The sequence below is a fragment of the Roseibium sp. AS2 genome (assembly GCF_038900065.1).
GTDB lineage: Bacteria > Pseudomonadota > Alphaproteobacteria > Rhizobiales > Stappiaceae > Roseibium.
The window spans coordinates 398,712-417,611 of sequence record NZ_JBBMQN010000001.1 but is presented as its reverse complement, the minus strand read 5'-3'; the positions used below and the strand labels follow the sequence as shown (position 1 = coordinate 417,611).

The window sequence follows — 18,900 nt, the reverse complement described above, 5'->3', positions numbered from 1 at the left end:
GGGCAGATTTTCCCGAAGACGCAGACGCACTGAAGAGACTGTTGTGCCAGGCACCCGTGTCGCTGGACAGCCGGAGTTTCCGAGACCAACCGCTGCCGCCGGAGAATGCCCTCTTGGCCAGGGATGCAGACGCGAGCATGTCACTCCGGTTGCGAGGGGTTGCTGGGTCCGGCCGGAAAGTTCACCAGATCCACATCGGGCGCAATGATCGAAATCCGCCAGGACCAATTCGGGATTTGGGCATGAAGGTCCGGACAGTTCGGTGCTTGCCTGAGTTCTTCGGCAGCACCGCACAGGCCCGTGAAAAACTCTTTGGCGCAGGCTCACGGTGATAGCCGATGCTGCATGAACGGATTACCCTGTGCCGATGGATGTCACCGTTTTCCTGTGTCCGGTCAGTCCTGCCGACGACGCCTTGCTGCCGTCGATTTCGGCGCAGCTGATTGCCGAAGAACGTGCCCGGGCAGATCGCTTCGTCGTGCAGGATGCACGGCGGCTCTACATCGTCGCCCACGCCCTGCTTCATCACGCACTTGGTCGGCATGGGGTGGTGGCTCGCGAATTCGCTCTGAATGACTACGGCAAGCCATTTCTGCCCGGATCGTCCATTCGGTTTAACGTCAGCCATACCGAAGGCCTGGCTGCGGTCGCAATCTCAAGGGAGCTCGAGATCGGCGTCGATGTCGAATTGGTACGCGACCTTCGCGACCGCGAAAGTGTTGCGCGTGCTGTCTTTTGCCAGGAGGAGATCGAGGAGATTGGCAAGTGTCCCGAGCCGCTTGAACGGTTCTTTCAACTCTGGACCGCGAAGGAGGCGGTGATGAAAGCGACCGGCCTGGGTTTCTCCATGCCTCCGAAACAGATTGGCTTCGCCGATCACAAGCCACAGCTCGTCACCCTGCCGCCAGATCATGGAGCGCCACAAGACTGGTGGCTCGAAAGCACACGCATCGGAGCTCACTGGTTCGCGCTTGCAGCGAGAAGCAGGTTGAACGGGGTGAGCCGTGTCGACCTTTGCCCCAGCGACCTTGTTCCCGGCTAGTTCTGCACCGCACCGGCTTCGATCAGACAGTCCGAACCAGGCTCTTTTGCGCCGCGACGCCGACTTGTTGAATACAACAGCGCCGTCCGCTCCGGCCCCGCAAACCTGGGAACTGCCCTTGGCAGGATCAATCGCCAATATGGGGCTCTCTGACGTGGATGCCGCCATCGCTCTGGTTCCTGCAAAACCATTTTGGCGCATTCGATGCCGTCGGGTGGAGGCAAAACCGCGTCGGTTCGAATGCAAGGAGGAGCGGCCTCATGAGCCGCGCCACGGTGCAACGGGCGACATCGAAGCCCTCCCGCTGCAATTGCCGCCAGACCTTGCGCACCCCATAGACCCGGAAGTTCTCTTCGAACACACGACGGATCTCGATCTTCAGAGCGATATCGCGGCGAGCACGCGCCGACAGACGACCCGCATCGACCCGTTTGGCGATGGCATGGTAATAAGTCGACGGGGCAATCGGCAGCAGTTTGCAGATCGGCTCGACCCCGAGCACCGAACGGTGTTCATCAATGAAGGAAATCATCGCTTCAGTGGGCGGTCGAGCTCCGCCTGAGCAAAATAAGCAGACGCCTTACGCAGGATCTCATTGGCCTGGCGAAGCTCACGGTTTTCCCGCTCCAGAGCCTTCATCTTATCGGTCATCTCGCTCGGGATACCCGGCCTGGAGCCGTTGTTCACCTCGGCCTTCTTCACCCACTCGTTCAGTGTGTGCGCCGAGCAACCGATCTTCGCCGCAATTGAAACGATCGCCTGCCAGCGTGACCCGTGCTGGCTCTCATTATCCAGCACAAGGCGGACCGCTCGTTCACGTACTTCAGGGGAAAACTTGTTCGTCGTTTTGCTCATGGTGCTCCATCCTACTCAGGAAGTTGGAACCTCCGGCAAACCCGGGGCGGTTCATATCCACGGTTCTGCGTGACAGATGATAAACGTCAAAAGAGGCGAGAAGCCGGGAAAAAACTACCTTGGTGGAGAGCGACAGCTCAGCAGCTTTGACGCTTTGCAATTCATGCGAGTAGCCATAAACTCCTTGCTGACTCGCTAAATCATCAAGGTATGAATCCGCATGTACCGTATTATTGCAGGACTTCTTTTCCTTCTTTGGGCAACGATCAGTTATGCACAAAATCAAACTTCGTACGGGGATTGTAGCCCAAACATAGTGAATGCAAACGCGGAGGTGAGCATTGAATGTTTCAATCAAGGAAATAAAACGCCTCTAAAGACTAGAATAAAGTATGATGTACAAGGTAAAATATATGAAGAAATAATTATCGCTTCAGTAGATGGTGTGACTTATGTTGCCTACCAGCCTGAAGTAGGGGTGACCAATGTAGTCAAGCAAGTTGATTTCAACAACGATGGGTACGAAGATCTACTTTATAGCTGGAGCACAGGCGGCAATTGCTGCGCCCCAAAATATGCAATACTTTTATATCTCGGGAATGGGGTATTTAAGAACTTAGAGCATGATGAACTATGGTCTTGGCAGAGTGCAGAAGTAGTTCCACACGGTGTGACATATCGTTTACGTGTAGACAGCGTTATAATTGGCAACGGAAAAACTGACAATAAATCAAAAATGACCGTGTTTGAAGTTGTTGATGGAGCGCTGCGAGTCGTCGAAAGCGCGGTTGGTGACGCCTTTGTGCCTGCAAATGTACAGCTTACTGTTGATGATTTTGAGAAACATGGCATCGAAAAAACCGATATCATGGTGCTGAGCTTTGATGCAGACGGAGATAAAAGAAGCGACAGCTTACGTTGTGGTTGGTGGGAAAGATGGGGTTTACTGAGCTGCGAAATCTGGCTTGCTAGCGGAAAAGTTGTCGGAATTCAAAATAGCTGTACGAGAATAGGATTCCTTAGTAGCACTACCGATGGATTTCGCGATGCAGTATGTGGTCGAGATTTAATAATGAAATATTCTGCAAAAGTCGCAAGATATGAGTAGTGACAAATGAACACTAAAAGTACTAGTCACACTAAGTTTGTTATCGTTGCGTTGACCGCTCTTGCGTCAATTGCAACCGTTCTGGGTTTCTTCGGTTTAGATTTGAGTGAAACCGAAAAAGTGCAAAATAATAATTCTGAAATTGTCAATCAAACAAGTCACGGCAACAATTCGCCCAATGTGAACACTATGAATGCGCCGCTAAATATTTCTAACTAAGTCAAAAATACGACTGCTTATTGAGCTACGATCAGCAATTGCAAAGCTTAGCGGTGTTCTGGAATTGAACTGCCATGTAAGTCAGCTGCGAGTTGAAACATTAGTTTGTCCGGAGTACCGATTTTCCGATATTTGACCTGCTGACCTGCTCCCCGAAAAAATCCAGCGTTTCGCCATTCTCGTATCCCTTCAAATCAATGGGGTACACCTTAGCAACCTGTCCGAGTTTCAGGGGCCACTTCAGTTTTCGAAGACACCATGGGCCTTTTATCAAGACCTTGGAAAATATGGGAAAATGGAGAAGTTGAGCGTCGTCAAACGGTGCTAAAACTGGTTTTTGACGACCGTTTGGCGTATTGTCGAGAAAACGGTTTTCGAACACCGGAAATAGCCGTGCCTTTCAAGGCTTTAGGCGGAATTTGCAGTGGTAAAAAGAAATGGCGCACCGGAGAGGATTCGAACCCCTGACCCCCAGATTCGTAGTCTGGTGCTCTATCCAGCTGAGCTACCGGTGCGTATTGCGAAGACCTTGCCATCGGGTTTTTCAAAGAACCTCGGGATGGCCGGTCCAGGCGCTGCGGGGCGTTTGTGCGTGCCCCGGACAGGGCGCTTAGTTACTGCGGACAGGCGGGGATTGCAAGCGACTTTTCGAACTTTTTTCAAGGAACTGTCACATTCCCCGGGAAAGCCCGCGCCTCACGCCCGATCGTGTCGAGACGGCGTTGCCGGAAGCCTCCCTCGGCCCGAAAAACCCGTTGAGAAATCTCGTTCAGAAAATCGGTCGGGAAAACCGGTCTGGCACATCGTGTCAGGCGGCCCGGTCCGGCGTTCCGGTCAGGCGGTCCGGTCGGGCACCTCAAGGCAGAAGCAGGTGTCAGGCTGGCTTTCATCCAGGTGGATGCTGCCGCCATGGGCTTTCACAAGTTCCGCGACGATTGCCAGCCCGAGGCCGACCCCGCCTGTCTTGGAGCCGCTGTGAAAGGCCTTGAAGAGGGCTTTTCTGGTGTTGCCGGGGATGCCCGGCCCCGTGTCCCGGATGCGGACCTGGACACAGGTGCCCGCGCGTGCGGCTTCCAGGGTGATCCGGCGCACCAGCGTCTCGTCCCGCTCCGTCTCAAGCGCCTGCAGGGCGTTGCGCACCAGGTTCAGCAGCGCCCGGAAAATCTGCTCCGGATCGGCATCGATCTCGATGTCTTCCGGGATCCGGTTGTCGAATGTCACGTTGTCATGATCGGCCAGGCCCAGCACGTCGGCGACATCGTCGCCCACCCGGCACAGGGCCAGAAGCCGCCGTTGCGGCGCGCGTTCCTGGGCCTTGCCGTAGGACATCACCGCCTGCGTATAGCCGACGGCCCGGTCGAGCGTCGCCAGGATCTTGGGAGCCAGCCGGCTGACCGTCGGGTCGGGCACGTGTTCCAGGCGTTCCAGGAACAGTTGCGCGGAGGCCAGCAGGTTGCGCAGATCGTGATTGATCTTGGACACCGCCAGGCCGAGGTCGGCAAGCCGCTGCTTCTGATGCAGGGCGCGGGACAGGGCCTCTTCCATCGCCGCCAGACGGATCTCGGCATCGCCGAGTTCGTCGCGCCGGCCGGAGATCCTGATGATGCGCGAGGCGTCTTCCGGGCTTTCGGCAAAGTGTTCCATGGAGCGCGTCAGCCGCCGCAGCGGCCGGATGAACAGCGCTCTCAAGGTGATATAGACAAGGCTGGCGGTGATGATGGAGATCACCAGGGACAGTGCCAGGATCCTTCCCGAGAAGGCGAGCATGTCCTTTTGCAGAAGCCCGACCGGCAGGACGACGTCCACCCGCTCCGTGTGCCCCATCCGCCCGGTCCCGATGACCCGCATCACACCGCCGCCGCGATATGTCAGGATCTCGAAACTGCTCAGGATCGACGACCAGGGTGTGACATCGGCCATGTCGATGACAAGGTCCACTTCGCCCGGCACATCGCTCATGGCGATCAGGCTGCGCTGGGTGCCCTGGTCCAGGGCGATCGCCAGCGCGCCGGTGGTGTTGAGCAATTCTTCCTGCAGGCGCGGAGCGATCGTATTGGTTTCGGCCAGAACGGAAGCGGCGACACCGGCCGTGGTCAGCCTGTCCATCAGCCAGGTATCGCGGAAGTTGGCGATCGAGGGAACGTAGATGCAGACCTCGGCCAGCATCACGAACACGACGGTCAGAAGGAGCAGCTTGCCGGACAGCCCGCCGAAGCGGTAGCGCCCAAAGCTGCCGTCGGGCTCGGCAGGACTGACCGCAGCGTCATGCGGGACGGTCGATCCCCGTGGCTGGCCCTCATGTTTCATGTCACGTCTTTCCAATAGTCCATGACCCCGGCCAGGTTTCAAGGATCTCGGAAGTCCGGAAACCTGTCAGCCTCGGTGGATGGGGTCATGCGCCGGCATCTGTCGAGACCGGCAAACAATCAACCCAGCTTGCGCAACATTGCAATCACCCGGCGTACCCAAGCATTTTTGGGGGCTTGCGCATAGTAGGCAATTGCTGCAGTGCGCACCAGTTCCCCGAGGGTGGGGTAGGGCGCGATGAACCCGGCCAGGTCTTTCATGGACATGTTCCTGGACAGGGCCAGCGAAAGAAGGTTCAGGATCTCGCCTGCCTGGGCTCCGGCAATGCCGGCGCCAAGCAGGCGTCCGCGCGGTCCGGCGATCAGTTTCAGCCGGCCCGTGGTCAGGGCCTCGGCCCGGGCCCTGTCATTGCCGGAATACTCCGCGGTCAGCACCCTGACACGGTCGCCGTACTTCTCGCGGGCCTGCGCTTCGGTAAGACCCAGGTGGCCCAGTTCCGGCGCCGTGTAGGTGACCCACGGCACGATGTCGTTGCGCATGGCGATGGGCAGGCGGAACAGGATCGACCGGATGACCAGACCGGCCTGATGGCCGGCGACATGGGTGAACTGCAGCCCGCCGGCCACATCTCCGATGGCATAGATCCTGCGGTTGGACGTGCGCAGGCCCTTGTCGACGCTGATTCCCTTGCGGTCGAAATCGACACCGGCCGCCTCCAGGCCAAGTCCGTCCACATTGGGCGCCCGGCCCACGGCGACCAGCAGATGGCTGGCCGCCAGCGTGACCGGTGTTCCGTCCTGCGCCCTCGCCGAGACGGCAATCCCCTGACCGGAGCTGGCAACGCCTTCGACGCTGGTCTGCTCCAGGATTTCGACACCTTCGGCGCGCACGGTGTCCAGGACGATCGCCGCCAGCTCCGGGTCGTCCTTGCCGAGCGCGCGGCTTGCTTCCAGAACGGTGACCTTCGAGCCGAGACGGCGGTGGGCCTGGGCCATTTCAAGGCCGATCGGCCCGCCGCCGACAACGGCCAGATGCTCCGGCAGGCTGCGCAGGTCGAACAGGGATTCGTTGGTGAGGAAGGGCACCTTGTCCAGCCCTTCAATCGGTGGGACCAGGGCGGTCGAGCCCGTGGCAATCACGAATCGGCGGGCCCTGATCTCGGTCTCGCCCGCGCGCACCGTGTCCGGCCCGGTGAAATGGGCGGCGCTGCGCAGAACCGTCACCCCGAGACCTTCGAACCGTTCCTGGGAATCATGGGGCTCGATGGCTTCGATCACCTGCCGGACGTGATCGTTGACGCGGGCGAAGTCGACGGTTGGTTCCATCGGCCCGACCCCGAAACTGGAGGCTTTGTGCCCCGCGGCGGCGGCCTTGGCGGCGGCCAGCAGCGCCTTGGAGGGCACGCAGCCGTAATTCAGGCAGTCGCCGCCCATAAGGCCTTTCTCGATCAGGACCACGTCGACTCCGAATGCGGCGGCGGCGGCGGCGACCGAAAGACCGGCGGACCCGGCTCCGATCACGCAAATATCCGGGGTCAGCAACTTGGCCATGAGGCAATCCTATCAGGTGCGATATTGGGAAAGGTCAGCGCGTGCGCAGCTTTTTCAGGACAAGGGGAATGAGGCTTGCCAGACCGAGCGCGAAGAAGGCCGCCAGAAGCTGCGGCGTGACCAGAGCGGAGACGTCGATCCGGCAATTTCCGGCGGCCGCGCACCCCGGGTTCGCCGCCTCCTGGGCAGCGATCACGCTGTCCAGGCCCGAACCGATGAAGGTGAAGGCGAAGGTTCCCGGGACGATGCCGACAAAGGTGGCGAGCGCATAGGCCGGCAACGGCATGCGGAATATGGCCGGCGCGATATTGACCAGCCAGAATGGAAAGATCGGTGTCAGCCGCAGGAACAGGAGGTAATGGAAGGCGTCCTTGCGAAAGCCCTCGGCGAGACGGGCGAGAAACGGCCCGGCGCGGTCGGTCAGCAACTCCCCGAAGGACGAACGGGCCACCAGGAACACGGCGCAGGCCCCGATTGTGGCTCCGATGACGGTGGCGACGCCGCCGAGCACCCAGCCGAACAGGAAGCCGCCGGCGATGGTCAGCAGGGACGCGCCGGGAAACGACAAGGACACGGCAATGGCGTAGAGGCCGAGGTAGGTGGCAAGCGCCACGCCCAGATGCGCGCCAACGAATCCCGCCAGCTCCTGGCGCTGCATGATCAGGTTCGACAGGGTCAGGGTTTCATGCAGGCCGAAGGCGAAACCGAGGGCCATCAGGAGCACCAGGGCAGCCACGGGCAGCCACCGGCGCAGCCTTGCAGACAGGGCAGGGGGCGGCGTACTCCCGGCGCCCGGCTTGGTGTCTTTCGGCAGCGTCATTGTTCGGCCTCGTCTCCCTGCATGTCGGTTCCCGTCGTCTCTCTTTTTTGTGCAGGATCTGGCCTGTCTGTTTGTCGTGATAGGCAGATGTACCTTAAACATGGTAAAAAGAACCGCGCTTCACTGATATGTGACGCGCCCGGCTCTGCGGGTCACCTGTACGTGATCGAAACGAAAACGCAGATTCTTGTCCGGGCAAAGTTGACTTGAGGCGGCTTGGCGCTTATAAGCGCGCTCGATCGGGACACGCATTCGGACCCAGGCTGACGGAGCCGCGCTCTTTGAAGCGCTTCGGGTGCTTCCTCCAAAGAATTTAAAAATGAACAAGGGCCGCGCTCAAAGTCGCGCGGGGAAGAACAATGAAGCGTACGTATCAACCGAGCCGTCTTGTCCGCAAGCGTCGTCACGGCTTCCGCGCACGTATGGCGACCAAAAATGGCCGTCAGATACTTGCTCGCCGCCGTTCGAAGGGTCGCAAGAGCCTCAGCGCCTGACAGGCGATCAGCCCGCAGCGCGCCGGGTTGGCGGCGTCTGCCAACACCGACTCGCCGCTATGGACACTTTGAAAAAGCGCTCCGAATTCCTGGCGGTCGCCAAAGGCGGCCGGCTGGGGCGGCGCGCTTTTGTCGTTCAGGGTCTGAAACGCGACAGCGACGACGTCTCCCGTGTGGGCTACACGGTCACCAAGAAGACCGGAAATTCGGTCGCACGCAGCCGCATCAAGCGGCGGCTGCGGTCGGCTGTTGCCGCGCTTTCAACCGACGATATTCCGCGGCAGGCGGATTTTGTGCTGGTCGCGCGCGACAGCGCACTCACTCTTCCCTTTCAAAAACTTGTTGCAGACCTTAAGTCTGGCCTACACCAGGTGCTGGATCCGCAAACGCCGCGCGGGCGGGGGAAACCACGCCGGCCGACGCGGCAGGCTGAAACGACATCGCGCAGGAAACAGGGGTAATTCCAGTTGATTTCTGAAAACCGCAACACGATTCTCGCAATCGTTCTGTCCCTGATTGTTCTGCTGGGCTGGCAGTATTTTATCGCTGGGCCCCAGATGGATCGCCAGCAGGCCGAGCTCCTTGCCGAGCAGGAAGCCTCGCGCGCCGTGGCCGGCGGCAACGTCAACCCCGACGCGCCCCAGCCGCTCACCAGCGCCCAGGGAGGCGACGCCGCCGCGCCGGCCGCGGGCCAGCAGGCTGCCTTCGCCAGCCGCGACCAGGCGCTCGCGGCCACCGATCGCGTCACCATCGACACGCCCAGCCTCGAAGGCTCGGTCAACCTGAAGGGCGGCCGTTTCGACGATCTCCGCCTGAAGGACTATCACGAGACGGTCGACAAGAGCAGCCCGACCATCGCGCTGTTTTCCCCCTCCGGCAGCCCCAACCCCTATTACACCGACTATGGCTGGGTGGCCGATCCGGGCGCGGACGTTGCCTTGCCGGGGCCGGAGACCGTGTGGTCCGCGCAAGACGGCGCACGGCTGACGCCGGAAACGCCGCTGACCCTTACCTGGGACAACGGCGCGGGTGTCACCTTCACGCGCACCTATTCGGTCGACGACGACTACATGTTCACCGTCGCCCAGTCGGTCGAGAACAATGGCAGCGCAGACGTCACGCTCTATCCATATGGCCTGATCGCCCGCAAGGGCATTCCCGAAACAAGCGGCATCTGGATCCTGCACGAGGGTCTGCTCGGCGTCTTCGGGGAAGAGGGCCTGAGCGAAGTCGATTATTCCGACGTCGAGGAGGAGGGTACGATCCGTCCCGCCAAGGTGGACAATGGCTGGCTGGGCATCACCGACAAGTACTGGGCGTCGACCCTCATCCCGGTTCCGGGTGAGGAATTCCAGCCGAGCTTCAGCCATTCGACCGTGACCGGCAACTTCCAGGCGGACTATCTCGGCAATGCCGTGACGGTCGCCGCCGGCCAGACCGGCGAGAGCAGCTCCTACCTGTTCGCGGGGGCCAAGGAAACCAAGCTGCTCGACGGATATGAGGAAGCACTCGGCATCGAGCGTTTCGAACTTCTGATCGACTGGGGCTGGTTCTACTTCCTGACCAAGCCGATGTTTTTCGCCATCGACTATTTCTTCCATCTCCTCGGCAACTTCGGCGTCGCCATCCTGGTGGTGACAGTCATCGTCAAGATGATCTTCTTCCCGCTGGCCAACAAGTCCTACGTCTCGATGAGCAAGATGAAGCTCGTCCAGCCGCAGATGACGGAAATCCGCGAGAAATACGGCGACGACAAGCAGAAGCAGCAACAGGCGCTGATGGAGCTCTACAAGAAAGAGAAGATCAACCCCCTGGCCGGCTGTCTGCCGATCCTGGTGCAGATCCCTGTGTTCTTCGCGCTCTACAAGGTGCTGTTCGTCACCATCGAAATGCGCCATGCGCCGTTCTTCGGCTGGATCCAGGACTTGTCCGCGCCGGATCCGACCACGCTCTTCAACCTGTTCGGCCTGATCCCCTGGGATCCGCCGCAGATGCTGATGCTGGGTGTCTGGCCGCTGATCATGGGCATCACCATGTTCATCCAGATGAAGATGAACCCGGCCCCGCCCGACCCCACCCAGCAGATGATCTTCACCTGGATGCCGGTGGTGTTCACCTTCATGCTGGCCTCTTTCCCGGCCGGTCTGGTGATCTACTGGGCCTGGAACAACACCCTCTCGGTGACCCAGCAATACGTCATCATGCGCCGCCAGGGCGTCAAGGTGGAGCTGTGGGACAATCTGGGCGCGCTGTTCAAACGCAAGAAAGCGGCGCCTGAAGACAAAAGCTGAGGCTGCCGGTAAAGCCTGTGCGATACAAAGGTCCCGCCGCAAGGCGGGGCCTTTTTTTTCACAAAAGCTGAACGCCCCGAGCGGGTCATCATGACTTTGCCGCTTTTCGCGCATCATCTGGCGACCACTTCCCTTGGAGCCTTCATGCGCCGACTGTTCAAATTCCTTGCTGCCGTGTTTCTGCTGCTTGTCACGGCGGCCCTGATGTATGGCGTTGTCGGCTATTTCAACGCGCTTTCAGACGCGGATGAACTGGCCCTGCGCGCCGATGCGCTGGTGGCCGAGCGCCATGGCGGGAAAGATCTCGGCGACGACCGGCTGGAGACACTCCTTCTGGTTCAGGATCCGGCTTTTCACAGCCACGCAGGTCTGGATTTCACCACACCGGGCGCCGGCGTCACGACCGTCACGCAGTCCCTGGCGAAACGCGTTGCCTTCCGGAAATTCAAACCGGGCATCGGCAAGATCCGTCAGACCGGCTACGCCCTCGGGCTGGAACGGAAACTCACAAAAGACCAGATCATAGCCCTGTGGCTGGATACGCTCGAAATGGGTCGGGGGCCGGATGGCTGGATGACAGGTTTCTTCGTGGCGAGCCAGGCCATCTACCTGCGACCGCCCGCGGAATTGACCGACAGGGAGTTCCTGTCCCTCGTGGCTGTGCTGATCGCGCCGGGAACTTACGATCTCGGGCGCACAGATACCCAGCTTGAAGGGCGCATTGCCCGCATCGAAAAGCTGGTGTCGGGCGCATGCACACCCACAGACAATGGCGATGTCTGGCTGGAAGGCTGCCGGCGCAATTAGGGTCGCAGCTCTTCGCGTCTTGACCCGATGGCCGGGCGGATGTATGGGTTTCGTCCTGTAAGCGCCGGTTGAAGCGGCGCCTTTTCGTGACTTTCCGCAGGAGTTCCCGGACCGATGACCCGCTAAAGCAAGACCTGATCCGCAAGGCGAAGCCGCTCACCGGCAGGTCGACCGCGCAACCAGCGCGTTTTCCTCTTCCCTTGTTTCTTGCTTATCCGGAGGTCCCATGCACGGCCCCTCTCCCGACACGCTCCACCCGTTCAATGGTGAACCGCATACGGTTTTCCTGAAAAACGTCATCACACGTCCGACCATCGAAGTCGGCGACTTCACCTATTACAACGACGAGGCCCACGCCGCCGAGTTCGAGAGCCGCAATGTGCGCTATCATTTCGACTTCATCGGCGACCGGCTGAAGATCGGAAGGTTCTGCGCCCTGGCCCAGGGCACGACCTTCATCATGAGCGGCGCCAACCACGCCATGACCGGGTTCTCCACCTTCCCGTTCAATATCTTCTGCGACGCCTGGCGGGAGACGTTCGACCCGGCCACGATTTTCGGGCATCTCAAGGGCGACACGCTGGTAGGCCATGACGTCTGGTTCGGCGCCAATGCCACGGTGATGCCGGGCGTGACCATCTGTTCCGGTGCGATCATAGGCGCGAACGCCGTGGTCGCTTCCGACGTTCCGCCCTTCGCGGTCGTCGTCGGCAATCCGGCCCGGGTGGTGAAGCTGCGTTTCGACGAAGACACCATAGACCGTCTTCTGGAAATCGCCTGGTGGAACTGGCCGGTCGAAAAGATCACCCGGCATCTCGTCGCGATCCGGGGGGCGGATCTCGGCGCTCTGGAAGCTGCGGCTGCCGAGGACAACAGCAGGCTCGACGCCGTCGGGCAAGCAGGGTAGAAGGCGCTCATGAGCGAAGATCAAACCTATTCCGCAGAAGAACTGGAAGCGGGCCGGCTGTTGTTTGCCCGGCCCTGGGACTTCCTGACCAGCGTCACCGACATGGCGAACCTGCCCGAGGCCACCGGCATCGAGATCGCCTTCGCGGGACGCTCGAATGTGGGCAAGTCCAGCCTGATCAACGCGCTGACCGGGCGCAAGGGCCTGGCACGAACGTCCTCGACGCCCGGACGCACGCAGATGCTGAATTTCTTCGTCGCCCCGGACACGCCGCTGACCATCGTCGACATGCCCGGATACGGCTATGCCCAGGCGCCGAAGGAACTGGTGGACGCCTGGACACAGCTGGTGTTCGCCTACCTGCGCGGACGTCCGAACCTGCGCAGGATCATTCTCCTGATCGACAGCCGGCACGGCATCAAGCAAAACGATCTGGACGCCATGGACCTGCTCGACAAGGCCGCCGTGGTCTATCAGGTCGTGCTGACCAAGGCGGACAAGATCAAGCCGCCGCAGCTCGTCCGGCTGATCGAGGACACCAAGGCCATTCTGGCCAAACGTGTGGCCGCCTATCCGGAGATTCTGGCGACCTCCTCGGAAAAGAACCGCGGCGTGGACGTGTTGCGCGCCGAATTGCTGTCCCTGCTGGGGTCCTGACGCAGACAGGCCTCTGGCAGGCCGCTTGCAAGGCGCCGGCAGGCCGCTGCCAGGCCGCTGCCAGGCCGCTGCCAGGCCGCAGATTGTGAAGACCCGGCAAACCGGCTATAGCAGGGGTCCTTCGATCCTGTAATTGCCGCCAGATTGAGTATCAATCCCTCCATGACCACACCTGAATTGTCCAGCCGCGCCGAGATTATCGCCCACGCCTTGCCATACATGCAGCGTTACGACAACAAGACCGTAGTGGTGAAATACGGCGGTCATGCCATGGGCGAGCCGGAACTGGGACAGGCCTTTGCCCGCGACATCACCCTGCTGCGCCAGTCCGGTGTCAATCCGGTGGTCGTGCACGGCGGCGGTCCTCAGATCGGCCGGATGCTGCAGCGGCTCAACATCGTCAGCGAATTCAAGGGCGGACTGCGCGTCACCGACAAGGCGACGGTCGAGGTGGTCGAGATGGTGCTGGCCGGATCGATCAACAAGGAAATCGTCCAGATGATCAATGCCGAGGGCGGCCGCGCGGTCGGCCTGTGCGGCAAGGACGGCAACCTGGTCACCGCGCGCAAGCTGAAGCGCACCGTGGTCGACCCGGACAGCAACATCGAAAGCGTTGTCGATCTCGGTTTCGTCGGCGAACCGGCAACCGTCAATCCGACTGTCCTGAAACTGGTGCTGAAGGAAGACATCATCCCGGTGATCGCGCCGGTCGCTCCGGGCGAGGACGGCGAGACCTACAACATCAATGCCGACACGGCCGCCGGTGCCATCGCCGGCGCGCTCGACGCGACGCGCCTTTTGTTCCTGACGGACGTCCCGGGCGTGCTCGACAAGGACGGCAAACTGATCAAGCAGCTGAGCGTTGCCAAGGCCCACGAGCTGATCGCCGACGGCACCATTTCCGGCGGCATGATCCCGAAGGTCGAGACCTGCATCGAGGCGCTGGACCGGGGCGTGGAAGGTGTCGTCATCCTGAACGGCAAGGTGCCGCACGCGGTTCTGCTTGAACTGTTCACCGATGGCGGCGCAGGGACCCTGATACGACCGTGACCGGAAAACGCACCCTGCCCGGCGAGGGCGCGCATGCCCACCAACACGACCTGAGACTGTTCAAGGGGATCGAGGCCTGGGTGTTCGATCTGGACAACACGCTGTATCCGCATGAAGCCGACCTGTTCTCGCAGATCGACGACAAGATTTCGCGATATGTGCAGAAGCTGCTCGACCTCTCCCGCGAGGAGGCGAGGGCGCACCAGAAAGAACTCTATCACGAGCACGGAACGACCCTGCGCGGCCTGATGAAGCGGCACGAGATCGACCCGGACGATTACCTTCGCGCTGTCCATGACATCGATTATTCCGGGCTCCTGCCCAACCCGGATCTGGCCAGTGCGATCGAGGCGCTGCCGGGCAAGAAATTCATCTTCACCAACGGTGACCGGCCGCATGCGGAGCGCACTGCGGCGGCCCTTGGCATCTCGGAGCATTTCGAGGATATTTTCGGCATCGTCGAAGCTGATCTGATCCCGAAGCCCAACCGGGAAACCTATGACATGTTTCTGGCGAAGACCGGCATATCCTCGGCGCGCGCGGCCATGTTCGAGGATCTGCCGAAAAACCTTGCCGTGCCGCATCAGCTCGGCATGTGCACCACGCTGATCGTTCCCAAAGGCACCCGCGAGGTCTTCCGGGAAAGCTGGGACCTGGAAGGCGAGCCTTACCCTCACGTCGACTTCGTTACCGACGACCTGACGGGTTTCCTGAAGGCGGTCCTTGGCGGACTCGGCTAGGTCTTCTGCCGGACGCCTCCAGCTCGACACGTGTCGCGCGATCCATTATTGACTTAAATTCAATAGTCCGGAACCGTGCCTCATGGCGTCCCTGCGCGCACTTCATGCCTTTTCCCTGCTGGCCCGCCACGGCCGGGCTGCGCTCGCGGCCGAAAAACTGGGGGTCTCGCCCTCGGCGCTGTCCCACCTGATGCGCAAGCTCGAGAGTGAATTGGGGGCGACCCTCGTCAACCGGGACGGGCGCGGGCTGACGCTGACGGAGGAAGGCCAACGCCTTGCTCTCAGCCTTGGTGATGCCTTCGACCGTATCGGCGAAGCGGTGGACAGCTTCAAGCGGCGCGGCCGCACGGAACTCAGGATCAGCACGGTGTCCACCTTCGCGACCCGATGGCTGATCCCGCGCCTGCCGGATTTCCAGGCCGGCCAGCCGGATGTGGAGCTGTTGTTGTCCGCGTCCACCCGCATGGTGGATCTCGACCGGGAAAATTACGATTGCGCGATCCGTCTTGGAACCGGCAACTGGCCAGGCGTGGAAAGCCGGCTCCTGTGGCAGGAACATCTGGCGGTCGCGCTGGCACCGGGTCTTCTGAAGGAGACGGCTCCGGCCGATCCGGCCGTTCTGTCGAAGCTTCGCTTGCTGCACAGCGCTTCCAGGCGCGGCGACTGGATCCGCTGGCTTGAGCACGCCGGTCTCGAGCATCCCGACACCACGTCGGGCACCGTGCTGCAGAGCCGTGACCTTGCCATTCAGGCGGCCATCGCCGGCATGGGGGCCATCGTCATCGACCGGCGCTTCGTCAGCCAGGAACTGGAAGCTGGGCACCTGGTCATGCCGGACTGGGCCGTGGTCGAACTCGATACCGGCTACTGGTTCGTCCGCTCCCCCATCCGAACGCTCACCCGTCCGGTCGCCGCATTCAGGGACTGGCTGCAGACGGCGGTGTGAACCCACCCGAAGGATTGGAAGAGACCGATGGTTACAGGAAGATGCGAATGCGGCAAGGTGGCCTTCGAGGTCAATGCCGTCCGGGACACGGTGACGGTCTGTCATTGCGGCCAGTGCCGGCGCACCAGCGGCCACCTGTGGGCCAGCACGACGGCGCCTGCGGACACGCTTCGCTTCACCTGTGACGAAGGGCTTTCCTGGTACCGGTCGTCCGATTTCGCGGAACGTGGTTTCTGCAAGGTTTGCGGGTCCAGCCTGTTCTACAGGATGGACGGAGACAACACTCTGGCAATCGCGGCCGGCTGCCTGGACACGGCAGACGATCTGACCACCGGCAAGCATATCTTCGTCAAGGACAAGGCCGCTTACTACCAGATCGGCGACGGCGCGCCGCAGTTTCAAAAACTCTGAGCCGCGCGAAGCGGAAACGAGCGGTCCCTGACGGAAGGTCGGTCCGGTCGTCTTGCCTCGATCCCGGAAATGGCGCCATACTCGTCCGGCTGCCGGGACAGATGCGCTGCACCTGTTTCGGAGGCAGTTCAGGGGAATTCAAGGGCTTCTGGGGGGAAAGTATGATGCGCAAGGGGCTGTTTGGCGCCGTAATTCTGGTGTTTTCTGTTGTTTATTCCGGTCTGACCGCATTGCCGGCCTCGGCCGAATCTTTGTTGTGGCGCTTTGAAAGCAAGCATTCGAAGATCGTCGACGTGGAGCTCTATTCCGACACGCGCCGAGGTCATGTCTGGCCGGGCAGCAACAAGGTCTACGTGCTCGACGATTATACGGTGAAGACCATCAGTATCTCCTGCCGCCGCGGTGAAAGGGTCTGCTACGGCGCCTGGGTGCGCAATCGCTCCAACCTCTATTGGGGTGTCGGCCACAAGAATCGCAACAGTTGCTCAAGCTGTTGCTATACCTGCAACGGCGGCCAGACCAGGGTGATCGTGCTCAATCCTTGAGGCTTGACACAGCCTTGTGCCGGGGTCCCCATACGCGGCTTCAACAAGCAGGCATCGAACAACGGGGAATCACATGGCAAAGCGGGTGGGTCTGGCGGTCGTCGGACTGGGAATGGGCGCGGCGCCGCATGCGCAGTCGCTGCAGGACCTTGAGGACGTGATCGATGTGCGTGGCGTTTATGCGCGCTCGGAACCGGCGCGGCGCGCATTCGCGGAAACCTACGGCTTCCGCGCGGCCGATGATCTCGATGCGCTGGTCGGGGATCCGGACGTGGACGGCCTTCTTCTGATAACGCCGCCCAATGTCCGCGCCGGGATCGTTTCGCGCTTCGCCGAGGCCGGCAAGCACATCCTGTGCGAAAAACCGCTGGAGCGGACGGTTGCGGTCGCCGAAGGCATCGTCCGGATCTGCGAGGATGCCGATGTCCGGCTCGGCGTCGTGTTCCAGCACCGCTTCCGGCCGGCCTCCGAAAAGCTCGCCGCGCTGATCGTGTCCGGAGAGCTCGGTCCGATCCGGCTGGTCCGGGCCGACATTCCCTGGTGGCGCGGCCAGGACTATTACGACGAACCGGGCAGGGGCACCTATGAGCGCGACGGCGGCGGTGTCCTCATGACCCAGGCGATCCACATGCTCGATCTGATGATGTCCCTGATCCCACCGGTGACCGCCGTTCAGGCACTGACCGCGACGACCGCCCTGCACACCATGGAAGCGGAGGATGTCTGCGCCGGTGCCTTCGAGTTTGAAGGCGGGGTCGGATCGCTGTTTGCCTCCACCGCCAGTTTTCCCGGCGGAGCGGAGAGCCTGACGCTGGAATGCGAACAGGCTTCGGTTCTGCTGCAATCCGGCGTTCTGACGGTCTCCTGGCGCGATGGCCGCTGTGACCGCTTCGGCGAGGAAGCCGTATCAGGCGGTGGATCGGACCCGATGGCGTTCAAGTATCACAGGCACAAGGCGGTGATCGCCGATTTCGCCGATGCGATCGCGGCGGGCCGACCGCCCCGCATCACCGGCCGGGAGGCCCTTGCGGCCCATCGGCTGATCGATGCCCTGGAACGCTCCTCCCGGGAAGGCCTGCGGGTCGCGATGGAATGAGACGGCAGGTCTTTTGGCCTGATGTCGAAGGGGACGCGGTGCCAATCCCTGCCTGGGGGGCCGCGTCCCCTTCGACATCAGGCCTGAAGACCGGTCTGCATGTTCCGGGCGGCGACATATGTGCGCAAATGCGCCTTGAAATCGCTCGTCAGTTCGCTGTCGCCGCGACCCGCAAGGGTGATCATGCAGACAATCTGGACGGCATTGGGAAGATCGACAGGCGCGATTTCCAGACCGTCGCTGCGGTCCGCGCTCATCGCATACCGCGGAAGAATGGTCAGAAAGTCCGTGTTGCGCAGGACCTCGATGATCGCGTCAGCCGAGCCGCTTTGAAAGGCAAGGTGCATGTGATTGACACCCATCAGCTTGAGCGCGGTTTCCATGTCATAGCGCAACACGCTGCTGTCCGAGTGACCGATCCAGGTGACATCCGAAAGGTCGCGGCCCGAAATTTCCTTTTTCCGGAAAAGAGGGTGTCCGGCGCGGCCGACAACGACGTTGATGTCCTCGAACAGGGGCTCCAGCTGCAATTGCGCATTCCGGTGATCGACGTGTTTGGACGGTGCGATGATGATGTCGATCACGTTCTGCACCAGCCGGTCCTGCAATCCGGAGAAATAGTCGGGCACGAGCTCGATATGCGCCACGGAGCGTTCGGAGACAAATTTGGCGACCGCTTCGGAAACCAGTCTCCTGCACAGGAACGGCGGGACGCCCAGCTTGAGGACGCCGGAGTTTCCCTGGGCAACAAACTGGACGCATTCCCTTGCACGCAGTTGCGCGGACCTGATCGCTTTGCCCTGGTCCGCAAGTTCAAGGGCGATGCGCGTCGGCTTGTGGGGTTTGCTGTCGCGTTCGAACAGCGCCAGTCCGATGCGGGCTTCCAGGGTCTTGATCATCCGGCTCAAGGCAGGTTGTGACGTGCCGATGATGCCGGCGGCCTCATGCAGCGTTTCCGCCTCGACGATTACAGCCAAGTGTTCCAGATGCCGTGGATCAATAAACATATCAAACTCACATAATGTTGAGCCCAATAAGCATTAGACGGATATGAT

Annotated in this window: 19 protein-coding genes, 1 tRNA gene, 1 pseudogene and 1 other annotated feature; of the genes and pseudogenes, 15 read left to right on the top strand and 6 right to left on the bottom strand. The window is 61.0% G+C overall.

Annotation, left to right across the window (positions count from 1 at the left end):
* The first annotated feature begins 367 nt into the window (after positions 1–367).
* Positions 368–1,042 carry a 4'-phosphopantetheinyl transferase superfamily protein gene (locus tag WNZ15_RS01900; protein WP_342891237.1) on the top strand — a complete coding sequence of 225 codons (675 nt, stop codon included), beginning with the start codon at positions 368–370 and terminating at the stop codon, positions 1,040–1,042.
* A 250-nt stretch (positions 1,043–1,292) separates the two neighbouring features.
* On the opposite strand, the pseudogene WNZ15_RS01895 reads toward WNZ15_RS01900, so the two are convergent.
* A pseudogene (locus WNZ15_RS01895) lies at positions 1,293–1,897 on the bottom strand (IS3 family transposase); the annotation flags it as partial.
* Positions 1,500–1,616, bottom strand: a sequence feature (AL1L pseudoknot). Its footprint overlaps the pseudogene before it by 117 nt.
* Positions 1,898–2,117: 220 nt before the next feature.
* On the opposite strand from WNZ15_RS01895, the gene WNZ15_RS01890 reads away from it, so the two are divergent.
* Both WNZ15_RS01890 and WNZ15_RS01885 read left to right on the top strand, forming a co-directional pair.
* Positions 2,118–3,005, top strand: a complete 888-nt coding sequence (locus tag WNZ15_RS01890; protein ID WP_342891236.1) for a hypothetical protein — start codon at positions 2,118–2,120, stop codon at positions 3,003–3,005.
* Between the two features lie 477 nt (positions 3,006–3,482).
* The gene (locus WNZ15_RS01885; RefSeq protein ID WP_342891235.1) at positions 3,483–3,692 is read left to right on the top strand and encodes a hypothetical protein; all 210 of its coding nucleotides are present in this window, start codon (positions 3,483–3,485) and stop codon (positions 3,690–3,692) included.
* On the opposite strand, the gene WNZ15_RS01880 is transcribed toward WNZ15_RS01885, so the two are convergent.
* From WNZ15_RS01880 to WNZ15_RS01865, 4 genes are all read right to left on the bottom strand, one after another.
* A tRNA-Arg gene (locus WNZ15_RS01880) sits at positions 3,663–3,739 on the bottom strand. The genes WNZ15_RS01885 and WNZ15_RS01880 overlap by 30 nt on opposite strands.
* A gap of 319 nt (positions 3,740–4,058) precedes the next feature.
* Positions 4,059–5,531 carry a HAMP domain-containing sensor histidine kinase gene (locus WNZ15_RS01875; RefSeq protein ID WP_342891234.1) on the bottom strand — a complete coding sequence of 491 codons (1,473 nt, stop codon included), beginning with the start codon at positions 5,529–5,531 and terminating at the stop codon, positions 4,059–4,061.
* Between the two features lie 119 nt (positions 5,532–5,650).
* Positions 5,651–7,081 carry an FAD-dependent oxidoreductase gene (locus WNZ15_RS01870; RefSeq protein WP_342891233.1) on the bottom strand — a complete coding sequence of 477 codons (1,431 nt, stop codon included), beginning with the start codon at positions 7,079–7,081 and terminating at the stop codon, positions 5,651–5,653.
* A gap of 34 nt (positions 7,082–7,115) precedes the next feature.
* A complete protein-coding gene (locus tag WNZ15_RS01865; protein ID WP_342891232.1) occupies positions 7,116–7,901 on the bottom strand; it encodes a TVP38/TMEM64 family protein in 786 nt (261 codons plus the stop codon).
* Between the two features lie 359 nt (positions 7,902–8,260).
* Here WNZ15_RS01865 and rpmH point away from each other — a divergent pair, with 359 nt between their 5' ends.
* From rpmH to WNZ15_RS01805, 12 genes are all read left to right on the top strand, one after another.
* Entirely contained in the window at positions 8,261–8,395 is a 135-nt protein-coding gene (rpmH, locus tag WNZ15_RS01860; RefSeq protein ID WP_342891231.1) for a 50S ribosomal protein L34, read from the top strand.
* A 59-nt stretch (positions 8,396–8,454) separates the two neighbouring features.
* The gene (gene rnpA / locus WNZ15_RS01855; RefSeq protein WP_342891230.1) at positions 8,455–8,856 is read left to right on the top strand and encodes a ribonuclease P protein component; all 402 of its coding nucleotides are present in this window, start codon (positions 8,455–8,457) and stop codon (positions 8,854–8,856) included.
* A gap of 6 nt (positions 8,857–8,862) precedes the next feature.
* Entirely contained in the window at positions 8,863–10,686 is a 1,824-nt protein-coding gene (yidC, locus tag WNZ15_RS01850) for a membrane protein insertase YidC (RefSeq protein ID WP_342891229.1), read from the top strand.
* A 90-nt stretch (positions 10,687–10,776) separates the two neighbouring features.
* Positions 10,777–11,493: a transglycosylase domain-containing protein gene (locus tag WNZ15_RS01845; protein ID WP_342891228.1), complete on the top strand. Its 717-nt coding sequence runs from the start codon at positions 10,777–10,779 to the stop codon at positions 11,491–11,493.
* Between the two features lie 226 nt (positions 11,494–11,719).
* The gene (locus WNZ15_RS01840) at positions 11,720–12,400 is read left to right on the top strand and encodes a CatB-related O-acetyltransferase (protein ID WP_342891227.1); all 681 of its coding nucleotides are present in this window, start codon (positions 11,720–11,722) and stop codon (positions 12,398–12,400) included.
* Positions 12,401–12,409: 9 nt separating this feature from the next.
* Positions 12,410–13,057 carry a ribosome biogenesis GTP-binding protein YihA/YsxC gene (yihA, locus tag WNZ15_RS01835; RefSeq protein WP_342891226.1) on the top strand — a complete coding sequence of 216 codons (648 nt, stop codon included), beginning with the start codon at positions 12,410–12,412 and terminating at the stop codon, positions 13,055–13,057.
* Positions 13,058–13,219: 162 nt separating this feature from the next.
* Complete coding sequence (gene argB, locus WNZ15_RS01830) at positions 13,220–14,107, top strand: acetylglutamate kinase (protein WP_342891225.1); 888 nt, start codon at positions 13,220–13,222, stop codon at positions 14,105–14,107.
* Complete coding sequence (locus tag WNZ15_RS01825) at positions 14,104–14,847, top strand: pyrimidine 5'-nucleotidase (protein WP_342891224.1); 744 nt, start codon at positions 14,104–14,106, stop codon at positions 14,845–14,847. The genes argB and WNZ15_RS01825 overlap by 4 nt, the downstream gene beginning before the upstream one ends.
* Positions 14,848–14,929: 82 nt before the next feature.
* Positions 14,930–15,793, top strand: coding sequence for a LysR substrate-binding domain-containing protein (locus WNZ15_RS01820; protein ID WP_342891223.1), 864 nt, complete (start codon positions 14,930–14,932; stop codon positions 15,791–15,793).
* 27 nt (positions 15,794–15,820) lie between these two features.
* Entirely contained in the window at positions 15,821–16,204 is a 384-nt protein-coding gene (locus WNZ15_RS01815; protein ID WP_342891222.1) for a GFA family protein, read from the top strand.
* A 161-nt stretch (positions 16,205–16,365) separates the two neighbouring features.
* Positions 16,366–16,749, top strand: a complete 384-nt coding sequence (locus WNZ15_RS01810; protein ID WP_342891221.1) for a hypothetical protein — start codon at positions 16,366–16,368, stop codon at positions 16,747–16,749.
* A gap of 73 nt (positions 16,750–16,822) precedes the next feature.
* Complete coding sequence (locus WNZ15_RS01805; RefSeq protein WP_342891220.1) at positions 16,823–17,845, top strand: Gfo/Idh/MocA family oxidoreductase; 1,023 nt, start codon at positions 16,823–16,825, stop codon at positions 17,843–17,845.
* Between the two features lie 77 nt (positions 17,846–17,922).
* Here the strand turns inward: WNZ15_RS01805 and WNZ15_RS01800 are convergent, their stop codons facing one another.
* Positions 17,923–18,852: a LysR family transcriptional regulator gene (locus tag WNZ15_RS01800; RefSeq protein WP_342891219.1), complete on the bottom strand. Its 930-nt coding sequence runs from the start codon at positions 18,850–18,852 to the stop codon at positions 17,923–17,925.
* Positions 18,853–18,900: the final 48 nt, after the last annotated feature.